A 23619-nucleotide genomic window follows, 5' to 3' on the forward strand; every position below is an offset into this window, starting at 1 on the left:
CGGTTTGCTGAAGCCGTTCTTTGCTGCTATAGAAATAGTTGCAAATGAACAGTTCTAGTCAGCAGCATATCACCGCAGGACGTTTTTATTGTTTACATTGTTGCATGGCGTTGCGCATGCCGCGCAAACAGCGTATGCAACGGGGCCGGCGGATCCGGCCCCGTTGCCGATGCCGCCACTCACACCCGCGGCGGGTCCGTCTCGCGCGCAAACGCCCGGTGCGCGGCCAGCGCCTTCTTGAAGGCCGCCACGGCTTTCGCCACGTCGCCGGACGGCGCGACGATGATGGCGGGATCGGGCTTGCCATCCGGCAATGTCACCGGCACGCCCGCCTTGTCCAGCAAGTCCTTGCCCGCGCCGACAGCCAGCATGGGCTTGCAGTGGCGGTACTGCAGGCGCAGGAAGTCGAGCGCGTTGGCGTCGCTGCCCAGCTGCTGCACGGCGCCCTGGCCGTCCGGCAGCACGACGGCGTCGAACAGCACGGACGGTCCCGTCTCGAGCGAGATTTCCACCTCGAGCGGTGCACCGCCGCTGGTGTCGACTTTCCCCAGGTGGCTGCCCACCAGGCGCGGCACGGCGCCATCGGCCAGCAGCGAGGCATAGATATTGCGCACTTGCGCGCCATCGCTGCCCGGCCCCACCAGGATGGCCACGCGCAGGGTATGGATGCCCGTCTTGCCGGGGCGGAAAAAGAGCGACAGGGCCGGCGACGGTGGATACGTGGGGATCGGCAGCATCGAGGCGCGCGGCATGACGGGCGGCAACGCCAGGCCCAGGCCATCGGCCAGGCGCTGCGCCAGGGTTTCGTCGACATTGCGCAGCATGGCGACGATGCGCTTGCGGATGGCCACCGTTTGCACCTTGCTCAGTTCAAAGCGGAACGCATGCACGATATGGTCCTGTTCCACCGGCGTCTGGCTGATCCAGAACAGGCGCGCCTGGCCGAAGTGCTCGGCGAACTTCTCGGGCTTGCCGCGCACCTTGTCGCCTTCGGTCGCGGCGGGAAAGCTGTTGAAGCCTTTCGCGCCCGCCTGGAACGGGCAGCCGCCCGCCAGGGAATTGGGTTCATACGCGACCCGGCCCCGGTTGATGGCCTGGCGGTGGATGCCGTCGCGCTGGTTGTTGTGCAACGGCGCCAGCGGCGAATTGATGGGGATTTCATGGAAATTGGCGCCGCCCAGGCGCGTGATCTGCGTGTCGACGTAGGAGTGGATACGCCCCTGCAGCAGCGGGTCGTTGCTGAAATCGATGCCGGGCACGATGTGCGCCGTGCAGAACGCCACCTGCTCCGTCTCGGCGAAAAAATTGTCGGGATTGCGGTTCAAGACCATCTTCCCGACGGGGACCAGCGGCACGAGTTCTTCGGGAATCAGCTTGGTCGGATCGAGCACGTCGAAGGGGAACGCTTCGGCCTGCGCTTCCGTGAAGAGCTGGAAGGACAGCTCGTATTCGGGATACGCGCCGCACTCGATGGCTTCCCACAGGTCGCGCCGGTGGAAGTCGGTATCGGCGCCACTGAGCTTGACGGCTTCGTCCCACACCAGCGAATACGTGCCGGCCATGGGCGACCAGTGGAATTTGCAGAAGACGGACTGGCCCTTCGCATTCACGAGGCGGAAGGTATGCACGCCGAAACCCTGCATCATGCGGAAACTGCGCGGGATGGCGCGATCCGACATGGCCCACATCAGCATGTGCGTGATTTCCGGCGACAGCGAGGCGAAGTCCCAGAAGGTGTCGTGCGCGCTGGCCGCCTGCGGCATGCCGTTGTGCGGCTCGGGCTTGACGGCGTGGATCAGGTCGGGGAACTTCATCGCATCCTGGATGAAGAAGACGGGGATGTTATTGCCGACCAGGTCCCAGTTGCCCTCGTCCGTATAAAACTTCACGGCGAAGCCGCGCACGTCGCGCGCCGTATCGGTGGAACCGCGTTCGCCGGCCACCGTGGAAAAACGCACGAAGACGGGCGTGCGCTTGCCCGCCTTGGCGAATGGCGCGGCGCGCGTGTGCCTGCTTTGCTCCTTGTAGCATTCGAAATAGCCGTGGGCGGCCGAGCCGCGCGCATGCACGACGCGCTCGGGGATGCGCTCATGGTCGAAGTGCGTGAGCTTTTCGCGCAGGATGAAATCTTCCATCAGGGTGGGGCCGCGCAAGCCCGCCTTCAGCGAATTCTGGTTGTCGCCCACGGGCACGCCCTGGTTGGTCGTCAGCACGCAGCCGCTGTCGTCGCTGCGGGCGTGATCCAGCGAATTATTCAACGCATTCTCGCCCAGCGCGGGCTGGCCATCGCCCGTCTTCGGGGAAGGTACCGTTTCGCCCGTGGTGCTGGCCGTGGCCAGCGCTTCGCCGCTTGCCACATGCACGCCTTCGGCCGGCGTGCGCGCCGCCTCGCCATACTGGCCCTCCTCCTTGGGATTGACGGCCATGGCGGCGGACAGTTGCTGGCCGGCGGCCGTCTTTTGCAGCAGCGCGCGGGTCAGCTCATTATCCGCCCCCAGGCTGTCCGGCGCATTGCTGTCGGATGGGCCGGACATGCTGCTCAATACGGAACCAGCACCGTCCGTGGACGGCGTTTTCTTGTTGGTAGCCATTACATCTCCTGTGAGTAGTCTGCCCCGGGAGAACGCTACAACTCCCTCATTCAGCGCACGAACAGGGCAATCAAAACAATGATGGGAATAGGTACACCGATCAACCACAACAAAATGGAGCGCATCTTCACTCTCCTTTACGGCCTGCTACTAACTACTACCTTATGCGCGTGGGCGCTGCTTCCTCCGCCATCACGGCGAAGGAAACAGCGCCCACGACAAATACCGGCCAGGAAGGCGTAAAACTTATTTACGCGAACCCAGCAATTTCGACAGGCCATACCCGGCCGCTGCCGCAATCAGCAGGGACACGGCCGGCCGTTCGCGCACGTAATCGCGGCCCGTCTCGCCGGCGCGCTGGCAGGCGGCGCCCAATTGCTTGCCGCGCGCCATCAGGCGTTCGGAAGCCTTGCTGACGCTGTCGCTGACCTGGTCGATGCGGTCGCCCACCTGGTCCACGCCGTCGTGGGCGCGCGTGGCCACCTTGTCGGCCAGGGGCTGGGCCTGGCTTGCCACCTTGTCGATCGTGCGGTGCAAGTCCTGGCGGGTATCCTGGGCGGTACCGTTGATATCGGAGCTGGTTTTTTCAATCGCGTTCATGATGGTTTCCTTTAACAGTGAATAATTTCAACCATGCTCGATGCCGTGACCGAATCATGATTCTCCTCGCTTCTGGGAAAAAGAAGCGGCTAAACGCTGCCGGGCTGAGCCATATCAAACAGTGGATCAGCAGCAAGCTGTTGGCACTACCTTAACCGCGCCTGCCACACGCCACCGTGCGCTGCCACACCTTGAAGGCCAGACTTAAATGCCTGCCAGAAATAACAATCCCTGCCGGCCTGGTGCGGCGGGTGGGGAGTAACGCTGCGTGATGCATGGTCGGCCCAGAAGAGAAAGCCGGCCCCATACAAATGCATGGATTTTTATGCAGATTTTACGCATAATGTAGGCACTAAAATACATACATCAAGACAAAATGCCTCCGTCTAAATCCATACAAAAAGATGACCATGCAAGCGCGTGGATCATGCCGTTCGTGCAGCACGGCGGTCCGCGCTACCTGCAGATCGCCGACATGCTCGAGCGCGCGCTGTCCGGCGGCAGCCTGCGCCCGGGCGACCGCTTGCCGCCGCAGCGCAGCCTGGCCGCCCTGTTCCAGGTCGACCTGACGACCGTGACGCGCGCCTACGACGAAGCCAAGCGCCGCAACCTGCTGGAAGGGCACGGCGCGCGCGGCACCTACGTGGCGGCGCCGAAGGTGGAATTGACGCAGATGCTGGACCTGAGCATGAACATCCCGCCGCCGCCCGTGGGCGTGGATTTCGACGACCTGCTGAAACAGGGCGTGGCGCAGGTACTGATGCGCACGGACAGCGATATGTTGATGAGTTATCACCTGGGCGGCGGCAGCAAGGCCGACCGCGCGGCGGGCGCCGCCTGGCTCGCGCCCATGTTCGGCAACGTCGATGGGGAACACGTCGTCGCCTGCCCCGGCGCACAGGCGGCGCTGGCGGCGCTGATTTTGACCCTGAGCCGGCCCGGCGACGCCATCTTGACGGAGCCGGCCGTGTATCCGGGCTTGCGCTCGGCGGCCGGGCAGCTGAACCGCAAGGCCGTCGTCGTGGAAACGGATGCGGATGGCATGCTGCCCGAAGCGCTGGAAAAGGCTGGCCGCAAGCACCGCGCGCGCCTCGTGTATCTGAATCCCACCCTGCAAAACCCCACGGCGCACACCATGCCGGCCGCGCGCCGCCTGGCCATCACGCAAGTGGCCCAGCGCTGCGGCATGCACATCATCGAGGATGATCCGTACTGGCTGCTGGCGTCCGATGCGCCGCCGCCCCTGGCGCATTACGCGCCCGCCCACGTATCCTACATCGCCACCCTGTCGAAATGCCTGGCGCCGGGCCTGCGCATGGCCTATACCTTGATCGCCGACACGCAGCTGCGCGAACGCTTCCTGGACGCCCTGCGCTCTTTCAGCCTGATGGCCACGCCCGTGACGACGGCGCTGACGACGCAATGGATACACGACGGCTCCGCGCACGCGCTGCTGGCCGGCATACGCAGCGAAGCCGATGCGCGCCAGGACGTCATCCGCACCATCCTGACGGGAACCACTCACCCGCGCAGCGATGGCATCCACGTGTGGTTTTCGCTGCCCGGCTACTGGACCTCGCGCGAACTGGCCGCCACCGCCCGCGCCCAGGGCGTGGCCGTCACGGCGTCCGACGCCTTCTACGACAACCGCCCGCCGAACGCCATCCGCATCTCGCTGGGCAGCATCCGCGACCGCGCGCGCCTGGCCAGCGCATTGAAGAAATTATCGCTGCTGCTGGCGCACAAACCGGCCGTGCGGCGGGAATTCGTCATTTAGCGGCGCAACCGCGCATCGAGCGAATAACGGCCAGCGCCGCTGATGGCGATGGTGCCGAAGACGATGATCAGCAGCCAGCCGAACTGGCCGTCTGCGATGCTCCAGTCCGGGTGCACGAGCAGCATCGACACGCCCAGCAGGAACAGCAGGGGCAGGCAGGCCAGGCGCGTCAGCAAGCCGGCGGCGACCAACAGCGGACAGAGGATTTCCGCGAACAGGGCGCAGTACAGGGTGACGGCGCGGCCCAGGTGCAGCGGATCGTCGATGCGTGCCAGTTCCGCAGAAAAATGCAGCAGCTTGGGCAAGCCGTGCACGTGCAGCACCAGCAGCGCGCCCGCCACGCGCGCAAACAGCAAGCCTGCATCGGGTAAAAAGGGGCCCGTCAGCACCGCCCTCCAGTTTTTCTTCATGATCGCTCCAGTGGGAAAGCCAGGCGGCGCGGCGCGCCGCTGCCAGCCATCATAGGCAGCCGGGCGCCTGGGCGCGACTGGTCTTTTGGCAGAGGCGCCGGCGCGCGCGAAGGCCTAGACTGGCCGATGCCATTGCTGGCTCAGGCCGTAACTGGCCCCTCCCCCATCCCCGAAGGAAATGCATCATGTCGAAGAAAATCGAAGCCGAAGAAGTCAACTCCCGCCGCAAGCTGCTCGTCAGCGTCGCCGGCGTGGCCGCCGGCGCGGGACTGCTGGCCGCCGGTGGCGCCAGCGCCGCCGCCAAGCCAGCCGCCAGCACCACAGTGGCACCGGGCAAGCTCACCGTCAATAGCGTCACCGTCAAGGACGGCACCGTCATCCGCTTTAAGGACTGGGGCACGGGCACGCCCGTCGTCTTCAGCCACGGCTGGCCCCTGCAGGGCGACGCCTGGGAAGACCAGATGATGTTCCTGGCCAGCCACGGCTACCGCGTGATCGCGCACGACCGCCGCGGCCACGGCCTGTCCAGCCAGCCGTGGCAGGGCAATGACATGGATACCTACGCCGACGACCTGGCCACCCTGCTCGACGCGCTCGACATCAAGGGCGCAACCCTGGTCGGCCATTCGACGGGCGGCGGCGAAGTGGCGCGCTATATCGGCCGCCATGGCGAAAAACGCGTGGCCAAGGCCGTGCTGGTGGGCGCCGTGCCGCCGCAGATGGTCAAGTCGGCTACCAATCCGGGCGGCTTGCCGATGTCTGTCTTCGACGGCATCCGCGCCGGCGTGCTGGCCGACCGCTCGCAATTCTTCAAGGACCTGACGGTACCGTTCTTCGGCGCCAACCGTCCCGGCAACAAGGTGTCGCAAGGCATGCGCGACACCTTCTGGCTGCAGGGCATGCAGTGCGGCATCAAGAATGCCTATGACTGCATCAAGCAGTTTTCCGAGACGGATTTCACGGCCGACCTGAAGAAAATCTCCGTGCCGACCCTGGTGGTACACGGCGGCGACGACCAGATCGTGCCGATCGACGCCTCCGGCAAGGCTGCGGCCAAGCTCATCAAGAACGCCAGGCTGGTCATCTATGAAGGCGCGCCGCACGGCTTGCCAGCCACCCACAAGGATCGCCTGAACGAAGACTTGTTGACCTTTATCAACTCCTGACCGCTCTGCGCTGCCCGCACCGCCGGCCCGCCCGGCGGCGTCTATCCCCCCCGCCGGCGCCTCCGCCGCGCAAAAAAACCGCCCGCCTCCCCCATTCGTATAACTGCCTTGCCTGCCGGGCCATGCATACTTGTTGCCGCGCGGCATGAGCCGCGGCGAACGACAGGAGTCCCGCGATGGCCAGCACGCATTCTTTCCCTCAGCAGCAAGACCCAGGCCTGGCGCAGGCGCAGCGCATGGGCAGGATGGACGGCATGGGCGAATTTGCCGCATCGGTCGCGCACGAAGTGCGCCAGCCGCTGGCGGCCATCGCGCTCAATGCCGATGCCGCCTTGCGCTGGCTCGACCACGATCCGCCCCGCCTCGACGAGGCGCGCGCGGCGCTGGCCCTGGTCGCCAGCGCCGGCAGCCATGCCAGCGCCGTGCTGCGCAGCGTGCATGGCCTGGCCTGCAACGCGCCGGGCAGCCATGGCCATTTTGTGGCCGACGACGCCGTGCAGGATCTGCTGCCGCTGCTGCGCGCGCCATTGCAACGCCATGCCATCCACCTGGAAACGCAGCTGGCGCCGGGCCGCCCGCTGCTGCACGCCGACCCGGTGCAATTCCGGCAAGTCATCCTGAACCTGCTGATGAACGCCATCGACGCCCTGCAGGGCGCCAGCGGCCGGCCGCGCACGGTGCTGCTGTCCTCGCGCCTGGATGGGAGCGTGCAGCATTTCAGCATCGCCGACAATGGCGCCGGCATCGCGCCGCAGGCGGCCGGCCGCCTGTACCACGCCCTGTATTCCAGCAAGCCGGACGGCATGGGCATGGGCCTGGCCATCTGCCGCCGCATCCTCGACGCGCATGGCGGCCGCCTGTGGCATGCCCCCGGCGCACCCCACGGCAGCGTCTTCCACTTCACCCTGCCAGCACCATGAGCACAGCCATGCACACGACCATCCCCCCGGCCGATCCGCCGACTACTCTGCTGATCGCCGACGACCACCCGCTGATCCTGGCCGGCCTGGCTTCGCTGATCGCATCCTTGCCCGGCTTGCGCCTGCTGGGGCAGGCCGGCACGGGCCGCGCCGCCGTGGAGTTGTACCGCGAACTGCGGCCCGACGTGGTGCTGATGGATTTGAACATGCCGGAAATGCATGGCGTCGAGGCGATCGAGCGCATCTGCGCAGACGACGCGCAAGCAAAGATCATCATCCTCACCACCTACCAGGGCGAGGACAATGTGCACCGGGCCCTGCGCGCCGGCGCGCGCGGCTACCTGCTGAAGGATTCCGGCTTCCTGCAACTGACACAATGCATCCGCCAGGTGGCTGCCGGCAGGAACTACCTGCCGCCGGAACTGGCGGCGCAGCAGGCCGGCCGCATCGAGGCGAACCGCCTGTCGAAACGCGAGCACGACATCCTGCTGCACCTGTCCGCGGGCAAGAGCAACAAGATGATCGCGCGCAGCGCCGGCATCGAGGTAGGCACGGTCAAATTTCACGTGAACAACATTTTGACCAAGCTCAATGTATCAAGCCGTACCGAGGCGGCCACGGTGGCCGCCCGGCGCGGCTTGCTGGGCGCGTTCTGACGCCACGGATATCAAGCGGCGCTGTCATCCTTCTGCTGCGGTTCTGCCCTGGCCAGCGCTGGCTTCGCCTCCACGCCGCTGATCTTCGGCACGCATTCGCTGCGCAGCCACGACACCGTGATGGCTTCGCCCGCCATCAGGCGCTTGACGCCGGGGACGATCTGTTCGCCGATCAGCATACCCAGCAGGCCGATCAGCGCTATCGCGGGCGGCGCCGGCGAGCGTACCTGCAAGACGGCGTAGATAATGCCAACCAGCAAGCCCACCGCCAGCGAAATCACATATAACTTCATGGCGCACTCCTTTCGATGAAAAAACGCCGCGCACGGTCAGGCGCGCGGCGCATGGCATTGCCACGTGGAACTTACTTGGCCGGTACCGGCGCCAGGGTGGCGTGTTCGCCATGGATGCGCTGCGGCGCCTTGTGCACCATCGTGTAGGCGTAGTCGACGCCCATGCCGTAGGCGCCCGAATGTTCGCGCACGATGGCCATGACGGCGTCATAGGTTGCCTTGTGCGCCCAATCGCGCTGCCATTCCAGCAGCACCTGCTGCCACGTCACGGGCACCACGCCAGCCTGGATCATGCGCTGCATGGCGTAGTCGTGCGCTTCCTTCGACGTGCCGCCGGAAGCGTCGGCCACCATGTAGATTTCGTAGTCGCCTTCGAGCATCGCGCACAGGGCGAAGCTGTTGTTGCACACTTCCGTCCACAGGCCCGATACGACCACTTTCTTCTTGCCGTTGGCGGCCAGCGCATCGCGCACCTTCTGGTCATCCCACGAATTCATGGAGCTGCGCTCGAGGATATCCTGGCCGGGGAAGACGTCGAGCAGTTCGGGATAGGTGTGGCCGGAGAAGCTTTCCGTTTCCACCGTGGTGATGATGGTGGGGATGTTGAACACCTTGGCGGCCTTGGCCAGGCCCACGGTATTGTTTTTCAGCGCTTGCCGGTCCATCGATTGCACGCCGAACGCCATTTGCGGCTGCTGGTCGATGAAAATGATCTGGCAATTGTCGGGGGTGAGGACTTCCAGTTTCGGATTGGTCATGATGTCATCCATGCAGAGAGGGTTGAGTGGGTACTGCCGTGCATCGTATGCCTTGCCGCGTGCCCGCACCACTATCTAAATATAGGCTGACATGGAGCTTGCCTCTGGGGAGTCCCCCTGCAGCCCGCCAGGCGCTGCGGTAAAATACCTTTTGCTCACCCTGTTCCGACGACTCTTGATCGATAACTCCTCTTTGCCAGGCAACATCATGCGCAGCGATACGGCGCCGATACGCGTCCTCATCGCCGACGACCACCAGTTGCTGCTCGACGGCATCGCGGCCCTGCTGGGCGCCTTTCCCGGCGTGGCGCTGGTGGGCCAGGCCACCGATGGCCAGCAGGCGGTGCAGCAATTTGACGCGCTGCAGCCCGATGTCACGCTGATGGATTTGCAGATGCCGCGCATGAGCGGCCTCGACGCCATCGGCGCCATCCGCGCGCGCCATCCGCAGGCGCGCATCATCGTGCTGACCACCTACAAGGGCGACACGCAGGTGCTGCGCGCCATCCGCGCGGGCGCATGCGGTTATGTGCTGAAAAGCGCGCTGCGCCACGAATTGCTGGCGGCGATACAGAACGTGCACGCGGGGCGGCGCCACATCACGCCCGAGATCGAGGCGGAACTGGCGCTGTATGCCTGCAGCGACGTGCTGTCGAACCGCGAACTGGACGTGCTCAAGCAGGTTGCGCAAGGCAATTCCAACCGCGAAACGGGCGCCTTGCTGCAGATCAAGGAAGAAACCGTCAAGGCGCACATGAGCACCATCCTGGCCAAGCTGGGCGCCCGGGACCGCACCCACGCCGTCACCATCGCGCTGCGGCGCGGCATCCTCGACGCCTGAGCGGCGCCAGCACGCTCAAGCCGCCGGCACGGCCGGTCGCACGCTGCGTTGCTGCACTACGATCAGGGCGCCCAGCAAAATCAGGGGTACGGCCAGCGCCACGAAGCCGACGGCCAGGTAGGCAAAGGCGGCGGCGATGGCGCCCAGGGCAAAGGCCAGCAACGGCCAGAAGAACTTCCCGCAGCGCGCATGGGTGGCGCCATCAGCCGCGCCGCGCAGCACGTCGACGGTGTCGATGACGATCTGCGTCACGTTCCCCGTCATCATGGAAGTGGGCGCCAGGTGCGCCAGCAGCAGCCGGCTGGTGGCGCTGTGCACGCCCATGGCGGCCGTGCCCAGCAAGCCGGCCGCCATGGCCATGGAACTGACATCCTTGCCGATCGGTTCAGCCAGGCAGCCAAACACCATGAAGCCGGCCAGCAAGGCCCACTGCAGCAGCATCGCCAGGGTCAGTGACGGGCCGGCGCGGCGCTCCACGGCCAGCACCATCAGGCGCGTGATGGCGACGCCGGCGATAAAGGCAGGAAAAGCGAGAAACTTCAACAGGATGGACGCGCGCGATGCATCCGCCAGGGCGGCGCCGATCAGCACGAAGTTACCCGTGACATGGGCCGTAAACAGGCCAAACAGGGCAATGAAACCCAGGGTATCGACATACCCCGCTAAAAATCCCAGGCTGGTGCCGAACAAGCGGCTGTGTGGTGGCTGATCCATCGAATGACTCCTGATACCGTGCAATGCACTAAAAAACGAAAAACGCGCCAGGAAAACGCCCCGGTGCCGCTGCCTGCATGGTAAGCCATGTGGCCGGTCGCCGCCCCCGTCCTTCGGCCAGTGCGCCCGCTCCACCTGATCTTTTGGCCCGTGTTCAAGCGCCGCCCGCCCGCTACACTGGACGACGTGACTTTCGCGCCGCGCACGCCGGCCCTCCCCGCACCGCAACCATGGAGCTGCACCATGCCAGAACACACCCTCCCCGCCGCCGCGCCCTTGATCCTGCTCAATGGCTGCTTCCACACCGTCGATAAAAGCTGCCCGCAAGCGAGCGCGGTGGCCATCGCCGACGGCAAATTCCTCGCCGTCGGCGACGTTGAAGACGTCATGCGCCACCGCGCGCCCGACAGCCGCGTGATCGACCTGGGTGGCCGCACCGTGATTCCCGGTCTGAACGACTCGCATCTGCATTTGATCCGCGGCGGCTTGAACTACAACCTGGAATTGCGCTGGGAAGGCGTGCCTTCGCTGGCCGACGCCTTGCGCATGCTCAAGGAACAGGCGCTGCGCACGCCGAATCCGCAATGGGTGCGCGTGGTGGGCGGCTGGACGGAATTCCAGTTCGCGGAAAAGCGCATGCCGACCCTCGACGAGATCAACGCGGCCGCGCCCGACACCCCCGTCTTCATCCTGCACCTGTACGACCGCGCCCTGCTGAACCGCGCCGCCCTGCGCGTGGTCGGCTACGACAAGAACACGCCGAACCCGCCCGGCGGCGAGATCGTGCGCGACGCTGCCGGCAACCCCACGGGCATGCTGATCGCCCGGCCGAACGCCATGATTTTATATGCGACCCTGGCCAAGGGCCCGACCCTGCCGCGCGAATTGCAGGTCAATTCCACGCGCCAGTTCATGCGCGAACTCAATCGCCTCGGCCTGACCAGCGCCATCGACGCGGGCGGCGGCTTCCAGAATTATCCGGAAGACTACGCCGTCGTCGACGAGCTGGCGCAAAAAGAGCAGCTGACCATCCGTATCGCCTACAACCTGTTCACGCAAAACAAGGGCCGCGAACTGGAAGATTTTGAAAAATGGACGCAGATGGTCACGCCGGGCCAGGGCGACGATTATTACCGCCATAACGGCGCCGGCGAAATGCTGGTGTTTTCCGCCGCAGACTTCGAGGATTTCCTCGAGCCGCGCCCGGAGCTGGCACCCGGCATGGACGACGAACTGGAAAAGGTGGTGCGCCACCTGGTCTCCAAGCGCTGGCCCTTCCGCCTGCACGCCACCTATGACGAATCGATCGACCGCATGCTGACGGTGTTTGAAAAGGTCAACCGCGATATCCCGTTCGACGGCCTGCACTGGATGTTCGACCACTGCGAAACCATCACGCCGCGTAACATCGACCGGGTCAAGGCGCTGGGCGGCGGCATCGCCATCCAGCACCGCATGGCCTTCCAGGGCGAATATTTTGTCGACCGCTACGGCGCCGAGGCGGCCAAGGCCACGCCGCCGATCGCGCGCATGCTTGCCTCGGGCGTGCCGGTGGGCGGCGGCACGGACGCCACGCGCGTGGCCAGCTACAACCCGTGGACGGCGCTGTACTGGCTGGTATCGGGCCGCACCGTTGGCGGCTTGCGCCTGTACGACGCAGGTTCGCGCCTGTCGCGCGACACGGCGCTGGAACTGTGGACGGCGGGCAGCGCCTGGTTCTCCAGCGAGCAAGGCAAGAAGGGACGCATCCAGGAAGGCATGCTGGCCGACCTGGCCGTGCTGAGCGCGGACTTTTTCAGCATCGATGAAGAGGCCATCAAGTCGATCGAATCCGTGCTCACCATCGTCGGCGGCAAGATCGTCTACGGCCAGGCGGAATTCACGCCACTGGCGCCGCCTCCCATTCCGGTATTGCCAGATTGGTCACCCGTGAAAAACGTGGCTGGCCACTACCGCGCCGCGCCGCCGCAAACGGCCAGCGTGATGCAACAGCATCAGTGCCAGGGTGCCTGCGGCGTGCACGCGCACGCCCACGACGTGGCGCGCAAGAGTTCCGTCCCCGTTTCCAGCCACTCCAGCTTCTGGGGCGCACTGGGATGCAGCTGCTTTGCGTTTTGACGTACGCGTGGCATGGAGGAAGAACGACCGACCAACGGTGCGCATCCCTCACTGACATCGGCCGTCCAGCTCCACGATGGCGGTACCCTGTACGCTACCCTGGCGACGGGGATCAGACACAGTTTCTGAGCGGCGTTCAGTCCCAGCAGACTGACAGCACGGCATAGCCCTCCGACGGCTCAGGAGCGTTGGCGGGCTTGCCATAAGGCCAGCCAGGAATGACGCCGTCGGCTTCCATGCCGGCGATCCAGCCTTCCACCTCGTCCTGGCGTGCGGACGTGAAGATGTGCACGTTTTCCGCCGGCGGGAAGCATTTCGCGTCCACGTCCGCCTGGCCATAATCGCACCAGTCCTGGTGCAAGCCGACCAGCACCTTTTCCACGTCCGGCCTGGCGGCGATCTCGCGGAACATGTCATACAGCCGCGCAATCGGCGGGCGGCCATAGCCCCACTGGTTCGGCGCGATCGACTCTTCGTCGGCATTGCCCGCAAAGTAGAGATCGAGATCGACCACGGGTGGCGTATCGCCATCGTCCACACCGGGCGAGGTCAGGTACTGGTAGATTTTGTCGGGCATGGGCAAGGTTCCGTTGATATGAAATACAATGCCATATTGTAATCTGCAGACCGCGTATCCAGGCAAAGCACCGCGCCGGGGTTCGAACGCGCGGCAAGGTGATGGCGACATACGCCTTCCAGATGCTGTGCCCCCTGATCACAGCAGGCTGCATGCCATGCCGCTGAAATCGAGGACAACAAAAAACCCGCTGACTTTTGCAAGTAAGCGGGTTTTCTGATGAAACTTGGTGCCGTTGGCCGGAATCGAACTGGCGACCTTCACATTACGAATGTGCTGCTCTACCAACTGAGCTACAACGGCGAAGACCCACATTCTACAAACAATGCACAAAATTTGCTAGTGTCAACGCGAACTTTTTTGCATTTTTTTAGCGGCCCGGCTGCAGGCCGCTAAAAATCGTGGAAAAGTGCGGCTTTTACTCCGCGTGGTAGGCGGTGACGCGGGCCACTTCGTCTTTCGAGCCGAGGAACACGGGCACGCGCTGGTGCAGCTTGTGCGGGGCGATGTCCATGATGCGCTGCTGACCATCGGTGGCGGCGCCGCCGGCTTGCTCCACGATGAAAGCCATCGGGTTCGCTTCGTACATCAGGCGCAGCTTGCCAGGCATCGACGTGTCGCGCAGGTCGGCCGGGTACATGAAGATGCCGCCGCGGTTCAGGATGCGGTGCACGTCGGCCACCATCGAGGCGATCCAGCGCATATTGAAATTGGTGCCGCGCGGGCCCGTGTCGCCGGCCAGCAGTTCGTCGACATAGCGTTTCACGGGCGGATGCCAGTGGCGCGCGTTCGACATATTGATGGCGAATTCCTTCGTCGTCGGCGGAATCTGCATATTGCTTTGCGTGAGAACCCACGACCCCATCTCGCGGTCCAGGGTGAAGCAGTTCACGCCATTGCCGAAGGTCAGCACCAGCATGGTTTGCGGACCGTACACGGCGTAGCCGGCCGCCACTTGCTTGCTGCCGGCTTGCATGAAGTCCTGCTCCGTCGGCTCGCCCATGCCTTCCGGTGCCTTCAGCACCGAGAAAATGGTGCCGATCGAGACGTTGACGTCGATGTTCGACGAGCCATCCAATGGGTCGAACAGCAGCATGTATTCGCCCTTCGGATAGCGGTTCGGGATCGGGTGGATCGATTCCATCTCTTCCGACGCCATGGCCGCCAGGTGGCCGCCCCATTCATTCGCTTCCAGCAAAATCTCGTTGGAGATGATGTCGAGCTTTTTCTGCACTTCGCCCTGCACGTTTTCCGTGTCGGCCGTGCCCAGCACCTCACCCAGCGCGCCCTTGCTGACGGCGTGGCTGATGGTTTTACAGGCGCGCGCGACGACTTCGATCAGCAGGCGCAGTTCGGCCGGAATGCTGTTGTTCGAGCGCTGCTCTTCAACCAGGTATTGCGTAAGACTGATGCGTTTCATGAAATCCCTCTGTTTTAATAGCTTTTTGATAAATTTTTTACGGTGTTAATTGGCCAATGCCTTGGAAACGACTTCCATCACGTCATTCGACAAGCTGGCCTGGCCGGCGACTTTTTCCAGCGCGTCGCGCATGTGGCTTTGCAGTGCGGGCACGTAACGGCGCCAGCGGTCCATGGAGCGTGCCAGGCGGGCTGCCACTTGCGGGTTCAGGGCGTCGAGCGCGATGACTTGCTCGGCCCAGAAGGCGTAGCCGCTGCCGTCAGCCGCATGGAATTGCGACGGATTGCCGTTCGTGAAATTGAAGATCAGGCTGCGCGCGCGGTTCGGATTTTTCAAGGTGAAGGCCGGATGCGTCATCAGCTGGCGCACGGCTTGCACATCGGTCGATGGCGCGGCCGCCTGCATGGCGAACCACTTGTCGACCACCAGCGCTTCGTTCTCGAAGTCGGCATAGAAACTGGCCAGCGCCGCCTGCGCGTGCGATGGCGAACCCGAATGGATCAGGGCGCCCAGCGCTGCCGCGCGGTCCGTCATGTTGCCGGCACCGTCGAACTGCTGCTGCGCCAGGACCAGCTCTTGCTCGCCCGGCGCGATCAGCAGATAGGACAGGGCCAGGTTTTTCAGCGCGCGCTTGCCGGCCGACAGGGCATCCGGACTGTACTCGCCCGGCGTCTGGTTGGCGTGGTACTGCGCCAGCAGTTCAGGTTTCAAGGCGGCCGCGATGGTGCGGCGCATGAACTGGCGCGCCGCGTGGATCGCTTGCGGGTCGACTTGCGCCATGCGCTCGGCGATGATGGTTTCCGACGGCAGGATCAGGGCCAGCTCGCGGAAGGCAGGATCGAGCGTTTCGTCGGCCAGCAAAGCGCGTTGCGCTTCGATGAAGGTGTCGTCCAGCGCCAGGTGCTCGCCGGCGGCGACGGCGCCGGTCAGTTTCAGCAGGCGCTCCATGGCCAAGCGCTGGCCCGCTTCCCAGCGGTTGACCGGGTCGCTGTCGTGGCGGAACAGGTGCAGCAATTCCGCGTCGGTGTAATCGTATTCCAGCACCACGGGCGCGGAAAAGTCGCGCAGCAGCGACGGCACGGGCAACTCCGTCACATTCGTGAAGCGGAAAGTCTGCGACGCTTGCGTCAGTTCCAGCACGACGCTGGCAGCGCCGTTCGACACGACGCCATCGACGTGCAGCGGCAGGTCGCGGCCATCGGCGGCCAGCAAGCCGACGGTGATGGGGATGTGGAAAGGCAGTTTTTTCGGCTGGCCCGGCGTGGCGGGGCAGCTTTGCGCCAGGGTCAGCTCGAACGTCCGGCTGGCCGCATCGTAGCGCGTAGACGCCGTCACGACAGGCGTACCCGCCTGGCTGTACCAGCGCTCGAACTGGCTGAAGTCGCGGCCATTCGCATCGGCCATGGCGGCGCGGAAGTCGTCGCACTGCACGGCCTGGCCATCGTGGCGCTCAAAGTACAGGTCCATACCCTTGCGGAAACCGTCGCGGCCCACCAGGGTCTGGTACATGCGCACCACTTCGGCACCCTTCTCGTAGATGGTGACCGTATAAAAGTTATTGATTTCGACGAAAGAATCGGGACGCACGGGATGGGCCATCGGGCCCGCGTCTTCGGGGAACTGCGCCTGGCGCAGGGTGCGCACCTGGTCGATGCGCGTGACGGCGCGGCCCGTGTCCGTGCCGATCATGTCGGCCGAGAATTCCTGGTCGCGGAACACCGTCAAGCCTTCCTTCAGCGACAGCTGGAACCAGTCGCGGCACGTCACGCGGTTGCCGGTCCAGTTATGGAAGTATTCGTGGCCCACCACCGCTTCGATGCCCGCGTAATCGACGTCCGTCGCCACGCGCGCATTGGCCAGCACATACTTGGTATTGAAGATGTTCAGCCCCTTGTTTTCCATGGCGCCCATATTGAAATCGCCCACGGCGACGATCATGAAGCGGTCCAGGTCCAGTTCCAGGCCGAAGCGTTCCTCGTCCCAGCGGATCGAGTTTTTCAGCGACTGCATGGCGTAGTCGGTTTTATCCAGGTTGCCGTCTTCCACCCACACTTGCAGCAGCACTTCGCGGCCGGACTTCAGGGTGTAGCGCTCTTCCTGGCATACCAGGCGCGCCGCCACCAGGGCAAACAGGTAGGACGGCTTCTTGAACGGGTCTTCCCACTTGGCGTAATGGCGGCCATCGCCGAGGTCGCCCTCTTCGATCAGGTTGCCGTTCGACAACAGCACCGGATACTTGTCCTTGTCGGCGCGCAGCATGACCGTGTACCTGGCCATCACATCCGGGCGGTCAGGGAAGAAGGTGATGCGGCGGAAGCCTTCCGCCTCGCACTGCGTGAAGAAATTATGGTTCGACACATACAGGCCGGACAGCGAGGTATTGTCCTGCGGCGCCAGCACGGTTTCGATATCGAGCGTCACCTCGTCCGGGGCCTTGGGGATGGTCAGCATGCCGGCCGTCAGCTTGTACTGCGACGGCTTCAATACCTTGCCATTCAGGCGCACCAGCACCAGTTCGATGTGTTCGCCGTGCAATTCGATGCTGCGGCTGGTGCTGGCCGGGTTATGGCGCATTTGAATCCGGCTCGCCACCACTGTGCGGGCGGGATCGAGATCGAAACCAAGTTCGACGCTGTCAACCAGGAAGCTGGGCGGCGTGTAATCTTTACGGTAAATCGTCTGAGGGCTGTCTGTGCGCATAGGGATTTGGGTGGGAGCGGAGGCAAAAGCCTATTTTACCAACACCAGCCCCCGATAGTCGCGATTCAGGTCAGGAATGTTGGATTCCCTTACACGCAGACATGCCAGGTAACATTCTGTAATAATGAATAGAAACAAATAGAACTATTCTTATAATACTAAGCGAAGAATTGCGTCTACTAATCAGGAGGTCATGCAATGAAACGATATCTCACCATCATGATGGCCGCATTGACCGTGTTGCTCACCGGATGCGCCACCACCATACGCAGCGATGTGACCGTCTTCCATGAGTGGCCTGCGCAATTGCAGGACAAATCATATGCATTTGAAGCGCCGGCGGCCGAAGACGACACGCTGGAATACCGCAGCTACCAGAACCTGGTGCGCGCGGAACTGGCCAAACACGGTTTCGGCGAGGCGTCCGGCCCCGCGGCAGCCAATTTGCGCGTGGCAATGAATTTCTCCACCGTCGACTACCCTGAGCGCGTGCTGCAAGCCAGCGACCCATTCTGGTATGGCCCCGGCTACTGGCCTGGCCGCTACGGCTACCGCTACGGCGCATGGCCAGGCTATGGTCGCTTTGGCTACAACCCCTACTGGTATGGTCCGATGGACGTGGAAGAAACCGTACGCCATAAATACGAACGCGAATTGCGCGTGACGATCAATGACCGCAACGGCAAGAAACTCTACGACGTAACCGTGCAATCGACCAGCAACAAGCGCGCCACGTCGCAAGTAATGCCCGCCATGGTCGCCAGCGCCTTTGCCGACTTCCCCGGACAAAGCGGCGTTCCCCGCAAGGTGGAAGTCAAGATAGACTGAGAGCGCCAGCCAAAACCTACTGCGCGTCGCGCTTTGCGGCCGGCGATGCTCACCGGCTCGGCGCCCCCGTACTAAAGTACGGTTGCGCTTCTCGGCCACAAATCACTGCCGCTCGCTACGGTTTTGTCAGGCGCGAGAAGTCTGGAGTACTTTAAAAAACCGGCTGGTGCAGCGATGCGCCAGCCGGTTTTTTTATGTCTACGAATAATACGCCTCGGCGGCAAAGGTCAGCGCGCCGATCAGGGCCACGGCCAATAACAGCACGATCAGCAATCGGCCGAACTTCGGCGTGCCATCATTGCCGCCGCTCATGGCACGATGATGGTCGAACCGGTCGTCTTGCGCCCTTCCAGGTCCGTATGCGCCTGGGCGATATGGGCCAGGCCGTAGCGCTGGTTGATCTCGATCTGCACTTCGCCGCTGCTGACGACGCCGAACAGCGAGGTCGCCATCTCTTCCAGATTCGCGCGGTTCGAGGCATAGCTGAACAGGGCCGGACGCGTGATGAAGAGCGAGCCGCGCGATGCCAGTTCGCTCAAAGTGAAGGCCGGCACGGGACCGGACGCGTTGCCGAAGCTGACCATCATGCCCAGCGGCGCCAGGCAGTCGAGCGAACCCGTGAACGTATCCTTGCCGATGGAATCGTAGACGACGGAGACGCCCTTGCCGCCCGTGATCTCGCGCACGCGCTCGACGAAGTTTTCCGTGTTGTAATTGATGACATGGGCCGCGCCATGCGCCTTGGCCAGCGCCGCCTTTTCATCGGAACCGGCCGTGCCGATCAGATTCACGCCCAGCACCTTGGCCCACTGGCAGGCGATCAGGCCCACGCCGCCCGCGGCCGCGTGGAACAAAATGGTATCGCCCGCCTTCAGGGCCACCGTGCGGTGGAACAGGTATTGCACCGTCAAGCCTTGCAGCATCATGGCGGCGGCCGTATCGAAACCTATACGCTCGGGCAACACCAGCAGCAGGGCCGCCGGCAGGTTGCGCTGCTGCGCATACGCGCCATTGATGCGCGCCGCATACGCCACCCGGTCGCCCACCTTCACTTCCGTGACGCCCTCGCCCACCGCCTCGACGATGCCCGCCCCCTCGACACCGAGGCCATTGGGCAGCGGCTGCGGATACAAGCCCGTGCGGAAATACACGTCGATGAAATTGAGGCCGATGGCCTCGTGCTTGACGCGCGCCTCGCCGGGACCCGGCGGCGGCAGTTCCACATCCACATATTCCATCACATCCGGGCCGCCCACGCGCTGTACGCGGATGGCTTTGGTGGTAATCGTTGCGCTCACAATATGCTCCTTGAAGAAGAATCGGGAAAACGTCAGGCGGCAGCGCTGGCCCGCGCCTGCAATTGCGACAGCACCAGGTGCGCCGACGACAGATTGGTCGCGCACGCCACGTTGTGCACGTCGCAGGCACGCACCAGGGCGTTGATGTCCGGCTCGTGCGGCTGCGGCGTCATCGGGTCGCGCAGGAAGATCACGCAATCGATCAAGCCTTCCACCAGCAGCGAGCCTATCTGCAAGTCGCCGCCGAACGGGCCGGAATGCTTGCGCTCAACCGCCAGGCCCAGCTCAGTGATCAGGCGGCCGCCCGTGGTGCCCGTGGCCGACAGTTCGCAACCCTTCAAAAAGTCCAGGTATTCGCCCGCCAGGGTAATCATGTCATCTTTTTTCTTGTCGTGGGCAATCAGGGCGATGCGTGTTTTCATGGTGGGGACATTTTCAGTGGGTGGAGGAATTATTTCTTTTTCGACAGCAAGTAAATGCCGGCCAATACCAGGCTGGTGCCAGCCAGTTGCCAGTTGGTGATCGGTTCATCGAGAATCATGGCGCCCAGGAACAGGGTCGACACGGGGCCGATCATGCCGGCCTGCGAAGCGACGGGCGCGCCGATGCGCTCGACGGCAATCATCGTCATGAAGACGGGCATCACCGTGCAAAAGATGCCATTGAGCAAAGACAAGCCATACACGGGCATGGGCTGGATCAGCAACTCGACGGGGCGCAGGATGAAGAATTGGGCGATGCAGGCAAAGCTGGCCACGCACATGGCATAGCTGACGAGGCGCATCGAGCCGATGCGCTTCACCAGCTCGCCCGAGCCCAGCAGATACACGGCATAGGCACAGGCCGAACCCAGCACGAGAGTCGAGCCCAGCGCCACATTGCTGGCGCCGCCCTGCAAGTCGTGCACGAACACCAGCACGATGCCGCAGTAGGAGGTGAACAGGGCCAGCCATTGCAGGCGGCTGATGCGCTGCTTGAAGTACACGGTGGTAATCAGGAGCACGAAAGTAGGCGTAAGGAACAGGATCAGGCGCTCCAGCCCCACGGAAATGTATTGCAGTCCCAGGAAATCCAGATAGCTGGACAGGTAGTAGCCGACGAGGCCCAGCCCGACGAGGCGCCAACGGTCGCTATTGGATAGCGGCGGCTCCGTGCGCATCTTCCAGCAAGCGATGACGGCAAACACGGGCAGCGAAAAGATCATCCTGAAGGCGATCAGGGTGACGGCGTCGATCTGGTAGCGGTACAGCAGCTTGGCGACGATGGCCTTGGTGGAAAACAGTACCGCCCCGCCCAAGGCGATGGCCAGGCCACCGAGGTAGACGGAACGGGGAATCGATGCAGGGGATGCTTGCGGGGAACTGGAGCTCATGCCCAGATTGTAAGGCAAAAGCCGGGGCCAGACCCGGCGGGACTCGGCGTCCCCGTCTGACCCCGAATAAAACCGGCGGCGGATTAAGAGACCACCACCGCCGCCGCACCTGCCGTCACCGTCGCCGTCGTCACGCGCGCAATCACGTTCGACGGCGCCGCCGTGCCGACCAGTTTATTCACCTGCTTGAACTGCGCCACCAGCTTGCCCGGCGTCAAGGTGACCACCGTGTAGCCCTGCGCATCCGTGTTCAAATGCTTGATCCATGGGTTGTTGCCCAGGCCGGACAATTGCTGCGCCAGACCCAGCAAAGTCGCATTGAAGTCAGTGCTCGCTTTCAAGCCTGCCTGCACGGCGGCGACCGTGCCGTCCAGCTGGGCTTCCGGCACGCCCTTGGCAGCCAGGGCGCCGCGCAGCTGCACGCGCAACTGTTCCAGCAGGCTGTCGACGGTGGGCGCCGCCTTGCCCATGGTGTAATCGAGCAGGTTGATGTCGAGATTGACCGTGCCCAGGCCCGTGACGGGAATGGCCAGCGGATAGCTGACGAGGGTGCCGATATCGCCCATGCTGCCGGCGGCCGACTTCAGGTAGCTGAAGAAGGAATCGGAGCTGACGCCGGCCGACACCAGGTCCACCATGACGGGCGTGCCGCCGCCGGCCGCGTCGAAATCGTCGCTGACCGTGCCCGCAAAAAACGAGTGGATATCGCCCGTGATGGCCACCACGTTGCCGATGGCATTGGTTTTCAGGTGCGCCATCAGGTTCTTGCGCTCGCTGTTGTAGCCATCCCACTGGTCGCAATTGAGCAGGAAGCGCGTGAAGAATGGCGCCAGCGCGGCTTGCTGGCCGGAAGCGGCGACAAAGCTCGATGCGGCGCCCTTGGCCTGCACGTCGGGCTTGATCCAGCCGAAGGCGATCACTTGCGCGGCCGCCGCCGGCGAAGCGCTGTTGTAGGCAGCCACCGTGATGCCGGCCTGGGCCGCGCTCAAACCGGCGCCCACGGCAGCGGCGCCCTGCGCGCCGGCATTGGCTGCCGCGCCGGCAATCGCCATGGCGGCGGCCTGCGCCACGCTTGACGATGCGCCCGCCGTCGAGGCGGCCACGATGGCGGACGCCAGCGGCACGCTGCCGCCCACCAATGGCAGGGTGCTGGCGATGGCTTTGCCCACGTTGGCCATGGCGCTCAGCGCCAGCAGGGTGGCGATCGCATCCGTACCATTCAAGCCCATGCGCAGCAACGACACTTCATTGCCCCACAGCTTCCAGGTCGACGTGGCAGCCTTCATCTTGCCCTTCCACCAGTCGCGCTGCGTGTTGCCCAGCATGCCCACTGCCGCCAGCGGATCGGCGCCGGCCTTGGTGGCGGCCGCCATTTTCTGCCCTTCCACGCTGTCGAACAGCGCTTGCGGCACCAGGTAGCGGCTGCCGATGCTGCCCAGCGGCTTGCCCGTGGCAGGATTGATGGTCGACTCGGCGATAGCATGGTCGGCGCGGTACAGGCGCTCGTCCGTCATCACCAGCTGCATCAGTTTACCGAACTGGAAATCGCGGTAAATCTGGATATTCTGGAACGTCGTCGCGGCCGCGTCGAACGTGACGTCGGCCGGCATGTATTCGAACCAGGCCTGGTTGGCGCTGCGGCGGCGGGCCGGCTGGTGCAAATCGCTGCCGTCGGCCGCCACGATGCCTTCATAGGTGGACGCATCCTGCCAGGCGTCGTCCGTGAATTCATGGTCATCCCAGATGGCGATGAAGGCAAAACGCTCGTGCACGGCTTGCAGACGCGCATCGGTGCGGTATTTCTTGTACAGGTAGCGGTAATCGGCCACGGTGGTCGCGTATTTGGCGCCGGACGTGCCGCTTTTATACGTGCCGTCGGGCAATTTCAACTGGTCGTGGCGACTTTCCACTGCGCCGCTCTGGAAGGCTTCGCCCACCGTTTCATAGATGTAATCGCCCAGGTGGACGATAAAATCGAGCGATTCGTTGGCGGCGATGTGCGACAGCGCCCCCCAGTGATTGATGCTCCAGTCCTGGCATGTCAGGTAGGCGAATTGCAGCTGAGCAACGTCGCTGGTCGCGGCGGGCGCCGTCTTGAAGCGGCCCACGTTCGAGCGCACGTCGCCGGCGATGAATTGGTAAAAATACACCTGGCCCGGCTGCAAGCCCGTCACCTTGTGGCGCAGGGTATTGTCGAAATCGGCTTTCAGCGGCAATTTCGCATCGACGATGGGCGTACCGACCAGGGCCGTGTTGCCGCCCAGGGCGACCGTATTGTCGCTGGCGCTGACGATCAGGCGCACGGCGACGTCGGACTTGCCGGCCACGGCGGGCGCGACGGCGTCGAAACTGGCGGGCACGACGCGCGTCCACAGCATGGCGCTGTCGGCACGCGGGTCGCCCGAAGCCACGCTTTGCGGGAATTTCCAGTCGCTGCCCGAGGCCAGCGGCACGCCAGGATCGCTGTAATCGGTGCTGCCGCAGGCGGCGAGGCCGACAGTGGCCACGGAGACGGTAATAAAGCCGCCCAATTTCAGAAATTGCCGCCTGTCTATTTGACTTGCCATGATGTCGCGCCCT

General features: G+C 63.9%; 20 protein-coding genes and 1 tRNA gene. 7 read left to right on the plus strand and 14 right to left on the minus strand.

Annotated features, from left to right (window positions below; genetic code table 11):
- Positions 1-179 precede the first annotated feature (179 nt).
- On the minus strand, positions 180-2591 hold the full coding sequence (locus O3300_RS12065; protein WP_305053030.1) for a catalase: 2412 nt from the start codon (positions 2589-2591) through the stop codon (positions 180-182).
- Between the two features lie 246 nt (positions 2592-2837).
- A complete protein-coding gene (locus tag O3300_RS12070) occupies positions 2838-3191 on the minus strand; it encodes a YqjD family protein (protein WP_251350576.1) in 354 nt (117 codons plus the stop codon).
- Positions 3192-3567: 376 nt separating this feature from the next.
- Here O3300_RS12070 and O3300_RS12075 point away from each other — a divergent pair, with 376 nt between their 5' ends.
- A complete protein-coding gene (locus O3300_RS12075) occupies positions 3568-4968 on the plus strand; it encodes a PLP-dependent aminotransferase family protein (protein ID WP_369812278.1) in 1401 nt (466 codons plus the stop codon).
- On the opposite strand, the gene O3300_RS12080 is transcribed toward O3300_RS12075, so the two are convergent.
- Entirely contained in the window at positions 4965-5378 is a 414-nt protein-coding gene (locus O3300_RS12080; protein ID WP_305053032.1) for a DoxX family protein, read from the minus strand. The two genes, O3300_RS12075 and O3300_RS12080, sit on opposite strands and share 4 nt — an antisense overlap.
- Before the next feature lie 185 nt (positions 5379-5563).
- Between O3300_RS12080 and O3300_RS12085 the strand changes: the two genes are divergently transcribed.
- The 3 genes from O3300_RS12085 (at position 5564) to O3300_RS12095 (ending at position 8120) form a co-directional block, all read left to right on the plus strand.
- The gene (locus O3300_RS12085; protein WP_305053033.1) at positions 5564-6544 is read left to right on the plus strand and encodes an alpha/beta fold hydrolase; all 981 of its coding nucleotides are present in this window, start codon (positions 5564-5566) and stop codon (positions 6542-6544) included.
- A gap of 176 nt (positions 6545-6720) precedes the next feature.
- A complete protein-coding gene (locus O3300_RS12090) occupies positions 6721-7464 on the plus strand; it encodes a sensor histidine kinase (protein ID WP_305053034.1) in 744 nt (247 codons plus the stop codon).
- Between the two features lie 8 nt (positions 7465-7472).
- Positions 7473-8120: a response regulator transcription factor gene (locus O3300_RS12095; RefSeq protein WP_305053035.1), complete on the plus strand. Its 648-nt coding sequence runs from the start codon at positions 7473-7475 to the stop codon at positions 8118-8120.
- 11 nt (positions 8121-8131) lie between these two features.
- Here O3300_RS12095 and O3300_RS12100 read toward each other — a convergent pair whose 3' ends face one another.
- Together O3300_RS12100 and O3300_RS12105 are read right to left on the minus strand one after the other, a co-directional pair.
- On the minus strand, positions 8132-8413 hold the full coding sequence (locus O3300_RS12100; RefSeq protein ID WP_099666703.1) for a XapX domain-containing protein: 282 nt from the start codon (positions 8411-8413) through the stop codon (positions 8132-8134).
- A gap of 71 nt (positions 8414-8484) precedes the next feature.
- Positions 8485-9171, minus strand: a complete 687-nt coding sequence (locus O3300_RS12105; RefSeq protein WP_305053036.1) for a hydrolase — start codon at positions 9169-9171, stop codon at positions 8485-8487.
- A gap of 208 nt (positions 9172-9379) precedes the next feature.
- Between O3300_RS12105 and O3300_RS12110 the strand changes: the two genes are divergently transcribed.
- Entirely contained in the window at positions 9380-10012 is a 633-nt protein-coding gene (locus O3300_RS12110; RefSeq protein ID WP_305053037.1) for a response regulator transcription factor, read from the plus strand.
- 15 nt (positions 10013-10027) lie between these two features.
- Here O3300_RS12110 and O3300_RS12115 read toward each other — a convergent pair whose 3' ends face one another.
- Positions 10028-10726: a YoaK family protein gene (locus tag O3300_RS12115; protein WP_305053038.1), complete on the minus strand. Its 699-nt coding sequence runs from the start codon at positions 10724-10726 to the stop codon at positions 10028-10030.
- Between the two features lie 243 nt (positions 10727-10969).
- Here O3300_RS12115 and O3300_RS12120 point away from each other — a divergent pair, with 243 nt between their 5' ends.
- Positions 10970-12844 (plus strand): amidohydrolase, encoded by a 1875-nt coding sequence (locus tag O3300_RS12120; protein ID WP_305053039.1) that lies wholly within the window; start codon positions 10970-10972, stop codon positions 12842-12844.
- A gap of 136 nt (positions 12845-12980) precedes the next feature.
- Here the strand turns inward: O3300_RS12120 and O3300_RS12125 are convergent, their stop codons facing one another.
- The 4 genes from O3300_RS12125 to pepN all read right to left on the minus strand — a co-directional run bounded on the left by O3300_RS12125 (position 12981) and on the right by pepN (position 17541).
- Positions 12981-13421, minus strand: coding sequence for a hypothetical protein (locus tag O3300_RS12125; RefSeq protein ID WP_305053040.1), 441 nt, complete (start codon positions 13419-13421; stop codon positions 12981-12983).
- A 227-nt stretch (positions 13422-13648) separates the two neighbouring features.
- Positions 13649-13724, minus strand: a tRNA-Thr gene (locus O3300_RS12130).
- A gap of 115 nt (positions 13725-13839) precedes the next feature.
- Positions 13840-14841 carry a class 1 fructose-bisphosphatase gene (locus O3300_RS12135; protein ID WP_077408194.1) on the minus strand — a complete coding sequence of 334 codons (1002 nt, stop codon included), beginning with the start codon at positions 14839-14841 and terminating at the stop codon, positions 13840-13842.
- A gap of 45 nt (positions 14842-14886) precedes the next feature.
- On the minus strand, positions 14887-17541 hold the full coding sequence (pepN, locus tag O3300_RS12140) for an aminopeptidase N (protein ID WP_305053041.1): 2655 nt from the start codon (positions 17539-17541) through the stop codon (positions 14887-14889).
- Between the two features lie 198 nt (positions 17542-17739).
- On the opposite strand from pepN, the gene O3300_RS12145 reads away from it, so the two are divergent.
- A complete protein-coding gene (locus tag O3300_RS12145; RefSeq protein ID WP_305053042.1) occupies positions 17740-18369 on the plus strand; it encodes a DUF4136 domain-containing protein in 630 nt (209 codons plus the stop codon).
- Between the two features lie 308 nt (positions 18370-18677).
- Here the strand turns inward: O3300_RS12145 and O3300_RS12150 are convergent, their stop codons facing one another.
- The 4 genes from O3300_RS12150 to O3300_RS12165 form a co-directional block, all read right to left on the minus strand.
- Positions 18678-19607: a quinone oxidoreductase gene (locus O3300_RS12150; protein ID WP_251350740.1), complete on the minus strand. Its 930-nt coding sequence runs from the start codon at positions 19605-19607 to the stop codon at positions 18678-18680.
- A gap of 92 nt (positions 19608-19699) precedes the next feature.
- On the minus strand, positions 19700-20089 hold the full coding sequence (locus O3300_RS12155; RefSeq protein WP_099666696.1) for a methylglyoxal synthase: 390 nt from the start codon (positions 20087-20089) through the stop codon (positions 19700-19702).
- 29 nt (positions 20090-20118) lie between these two features.
- Positions 20119-21039, minus strand: a complete 921-nt coding sequence (locus tag O3300_RS12160; RefSeq protein ID WP_305053043.1) for a DMT family transporter — start codon at positions 21037-21039, stop codon at positions 20119-20121.
- Positions 21040-21122: 83 nt separating this feature from the next.
- Positions 21123-23606, minus strand: a complete 2484-nt coding sequence (locus tag O3300_RS12165) for an alkaline phosphatase (RefSeq protein WP_305053044.1) — start codon at positions 23604-23606, stop codon at positions 21123-21125.
- Between the last annotated feature and the right edge of the window lie 13 nt (positions 23607-23619).

It is taken from the genome of Janthinobacterium sp. SUN206 (genome assembly GCF_030587305.1).
In the GTDB taxonomy this organism is placed as follows: Bacteria; Pseudomonadota; Gammaproteobacteria; order Burkholderiales; family Burkholderiaceae_D; genus Janthinobacterium; species Janthinobacterium kumbetense.

Coding starts and splice junctions, on each gene's coding strand:
- O3300_RS12065 (WP_305053030.1), bottom strand. CDS start 2,591: ATGGCTACCAACAAGAAAACGCCGTCCACGGACGGTGCTGGTTCCGTA.
- O3300_RS12070 (WP_251350576.1), bottom strand. CDS start 3,191: ATGAACGCGATTGAAAAAACCAGCTCCGATATCAACGGTACCGCCCAG.
- O3300_RS12075 (WP_369812278.1), top strand. CDS start 3,568: ATGCCTCCGTCTAAATCCATACAAAAAGATGACCATGCAAGCGCGTGG.
- O3300_RS12080 (WP_305053032.1), bottom strand. CDS start 5,378: ATGAAGAAAAACTGGAGGGCGGTGCTGACGGGCCCCTTTTTACCCGAT.
- O3300_RS12085 (WP_305053033.1), top strand. CDS start 5,564: ATGTCGAAGAAAATCGAAGCCGAAGAAGTCAACTCCCGCCGCAAGCTG.
- O3300_RS12090 (WP_305053034.1), top strand. CDS start 6,721: ATGGCCAGCACGCATTCTTTCCCTCAGCAGCAAGACCCAGGCCTGGCG.
- O3300_RS12095 (WP_305053035.1), top strand. CDS start 7,473: ATGCACACGACCATCCCCCCGGCCGATCCGCCGACTACTCTGCTGATC.
- O3300_RS12100 (WP_099666703.1), bottom strand. CDS start 8,413: ATGAAGTTATATGTGATTTCGCTGGCGGTGGGCTTGCTGGTTGGCATT.
- O3300_RS12105 (WP_305053036.1), bottom strand. CDS start 9,171: ATGACCAATCCGAAACTGGAAGTCCTCACCCCCGACAATTGCCAGATC.
- O3300_RS12110 (WP_305053037.1), top strand. CDS start 9,380: ATGCGCAGCGATACGGCGCCGATACGCGTCCTCATCGCCGACGACCAC.
- O3300_RS12115 (WP_305053038.1), bottom strand. CDS start 10,726: ATGGATCAGCCACCACACAGCCGCTTGTTCGGCACCAGCCTGGGATTT.
- O3300_RS12120 (WP_305053039.1), top strand. CDS start 10,970: ATGCCAGAACACACCCTCCCCGCCGCCGCGCCCTTGATCCTGCTCAAT.
- O3300_RS12125 (WP_305053040.1), bottom strand. CDS start 13,421: ATGCCCGACAAAATCTACCAGTACCTGACCTCGCCCGGTGTGGACGAT.
- O3300_RS12135 (WP_077408194.1), bottom strand. CDS start 14,841: ATGAAACGCATCAGTCTTACGCAATACCTGGTTGAAGAGCAGCGCTCG.
- pepN (WP_305053041.1), bottom strand. CDS start 17,541: ATGCGCACAGACAGCCCTCAGACGATTTACCGTAAAGATTACACGCCG.
- O3300_RS12145 (WP_305053042.1), top strand. CDS start 17,740: ATGAAACGATATCTCACCATCATGATGGCCGCATTGACCGTGTTGCTC.
- O3300_RS12150 (WP_251350740.1), bottom strand. CDS start 19,607: ATGGAATATGTGGATGTGGAACTGCCGCCGCCGGGTCCCGGCGAGGCG.
- O3300_RS12155 (WP_099666696.1), bottom strand. CDS start 20,089: ATGAAAACACGCATCGCCCTGATTGCCCACGACAAGAAAAAAGATGAC.
- O3300_RS12160 (WP_305053043.1), bottom strand. CDS start 21,039: ATGAGCTCCAGTTCCCCGCAAGCATCCCCTGCATCGATTCCCCGTTCC.
- O3300_RS12165 (WP_305053044.1), bottom strand. CDS start 23,606: ATGGCAAGTCAAATAGACAGGCGGCAATTTCTGAAATTGGGCGGCTTT.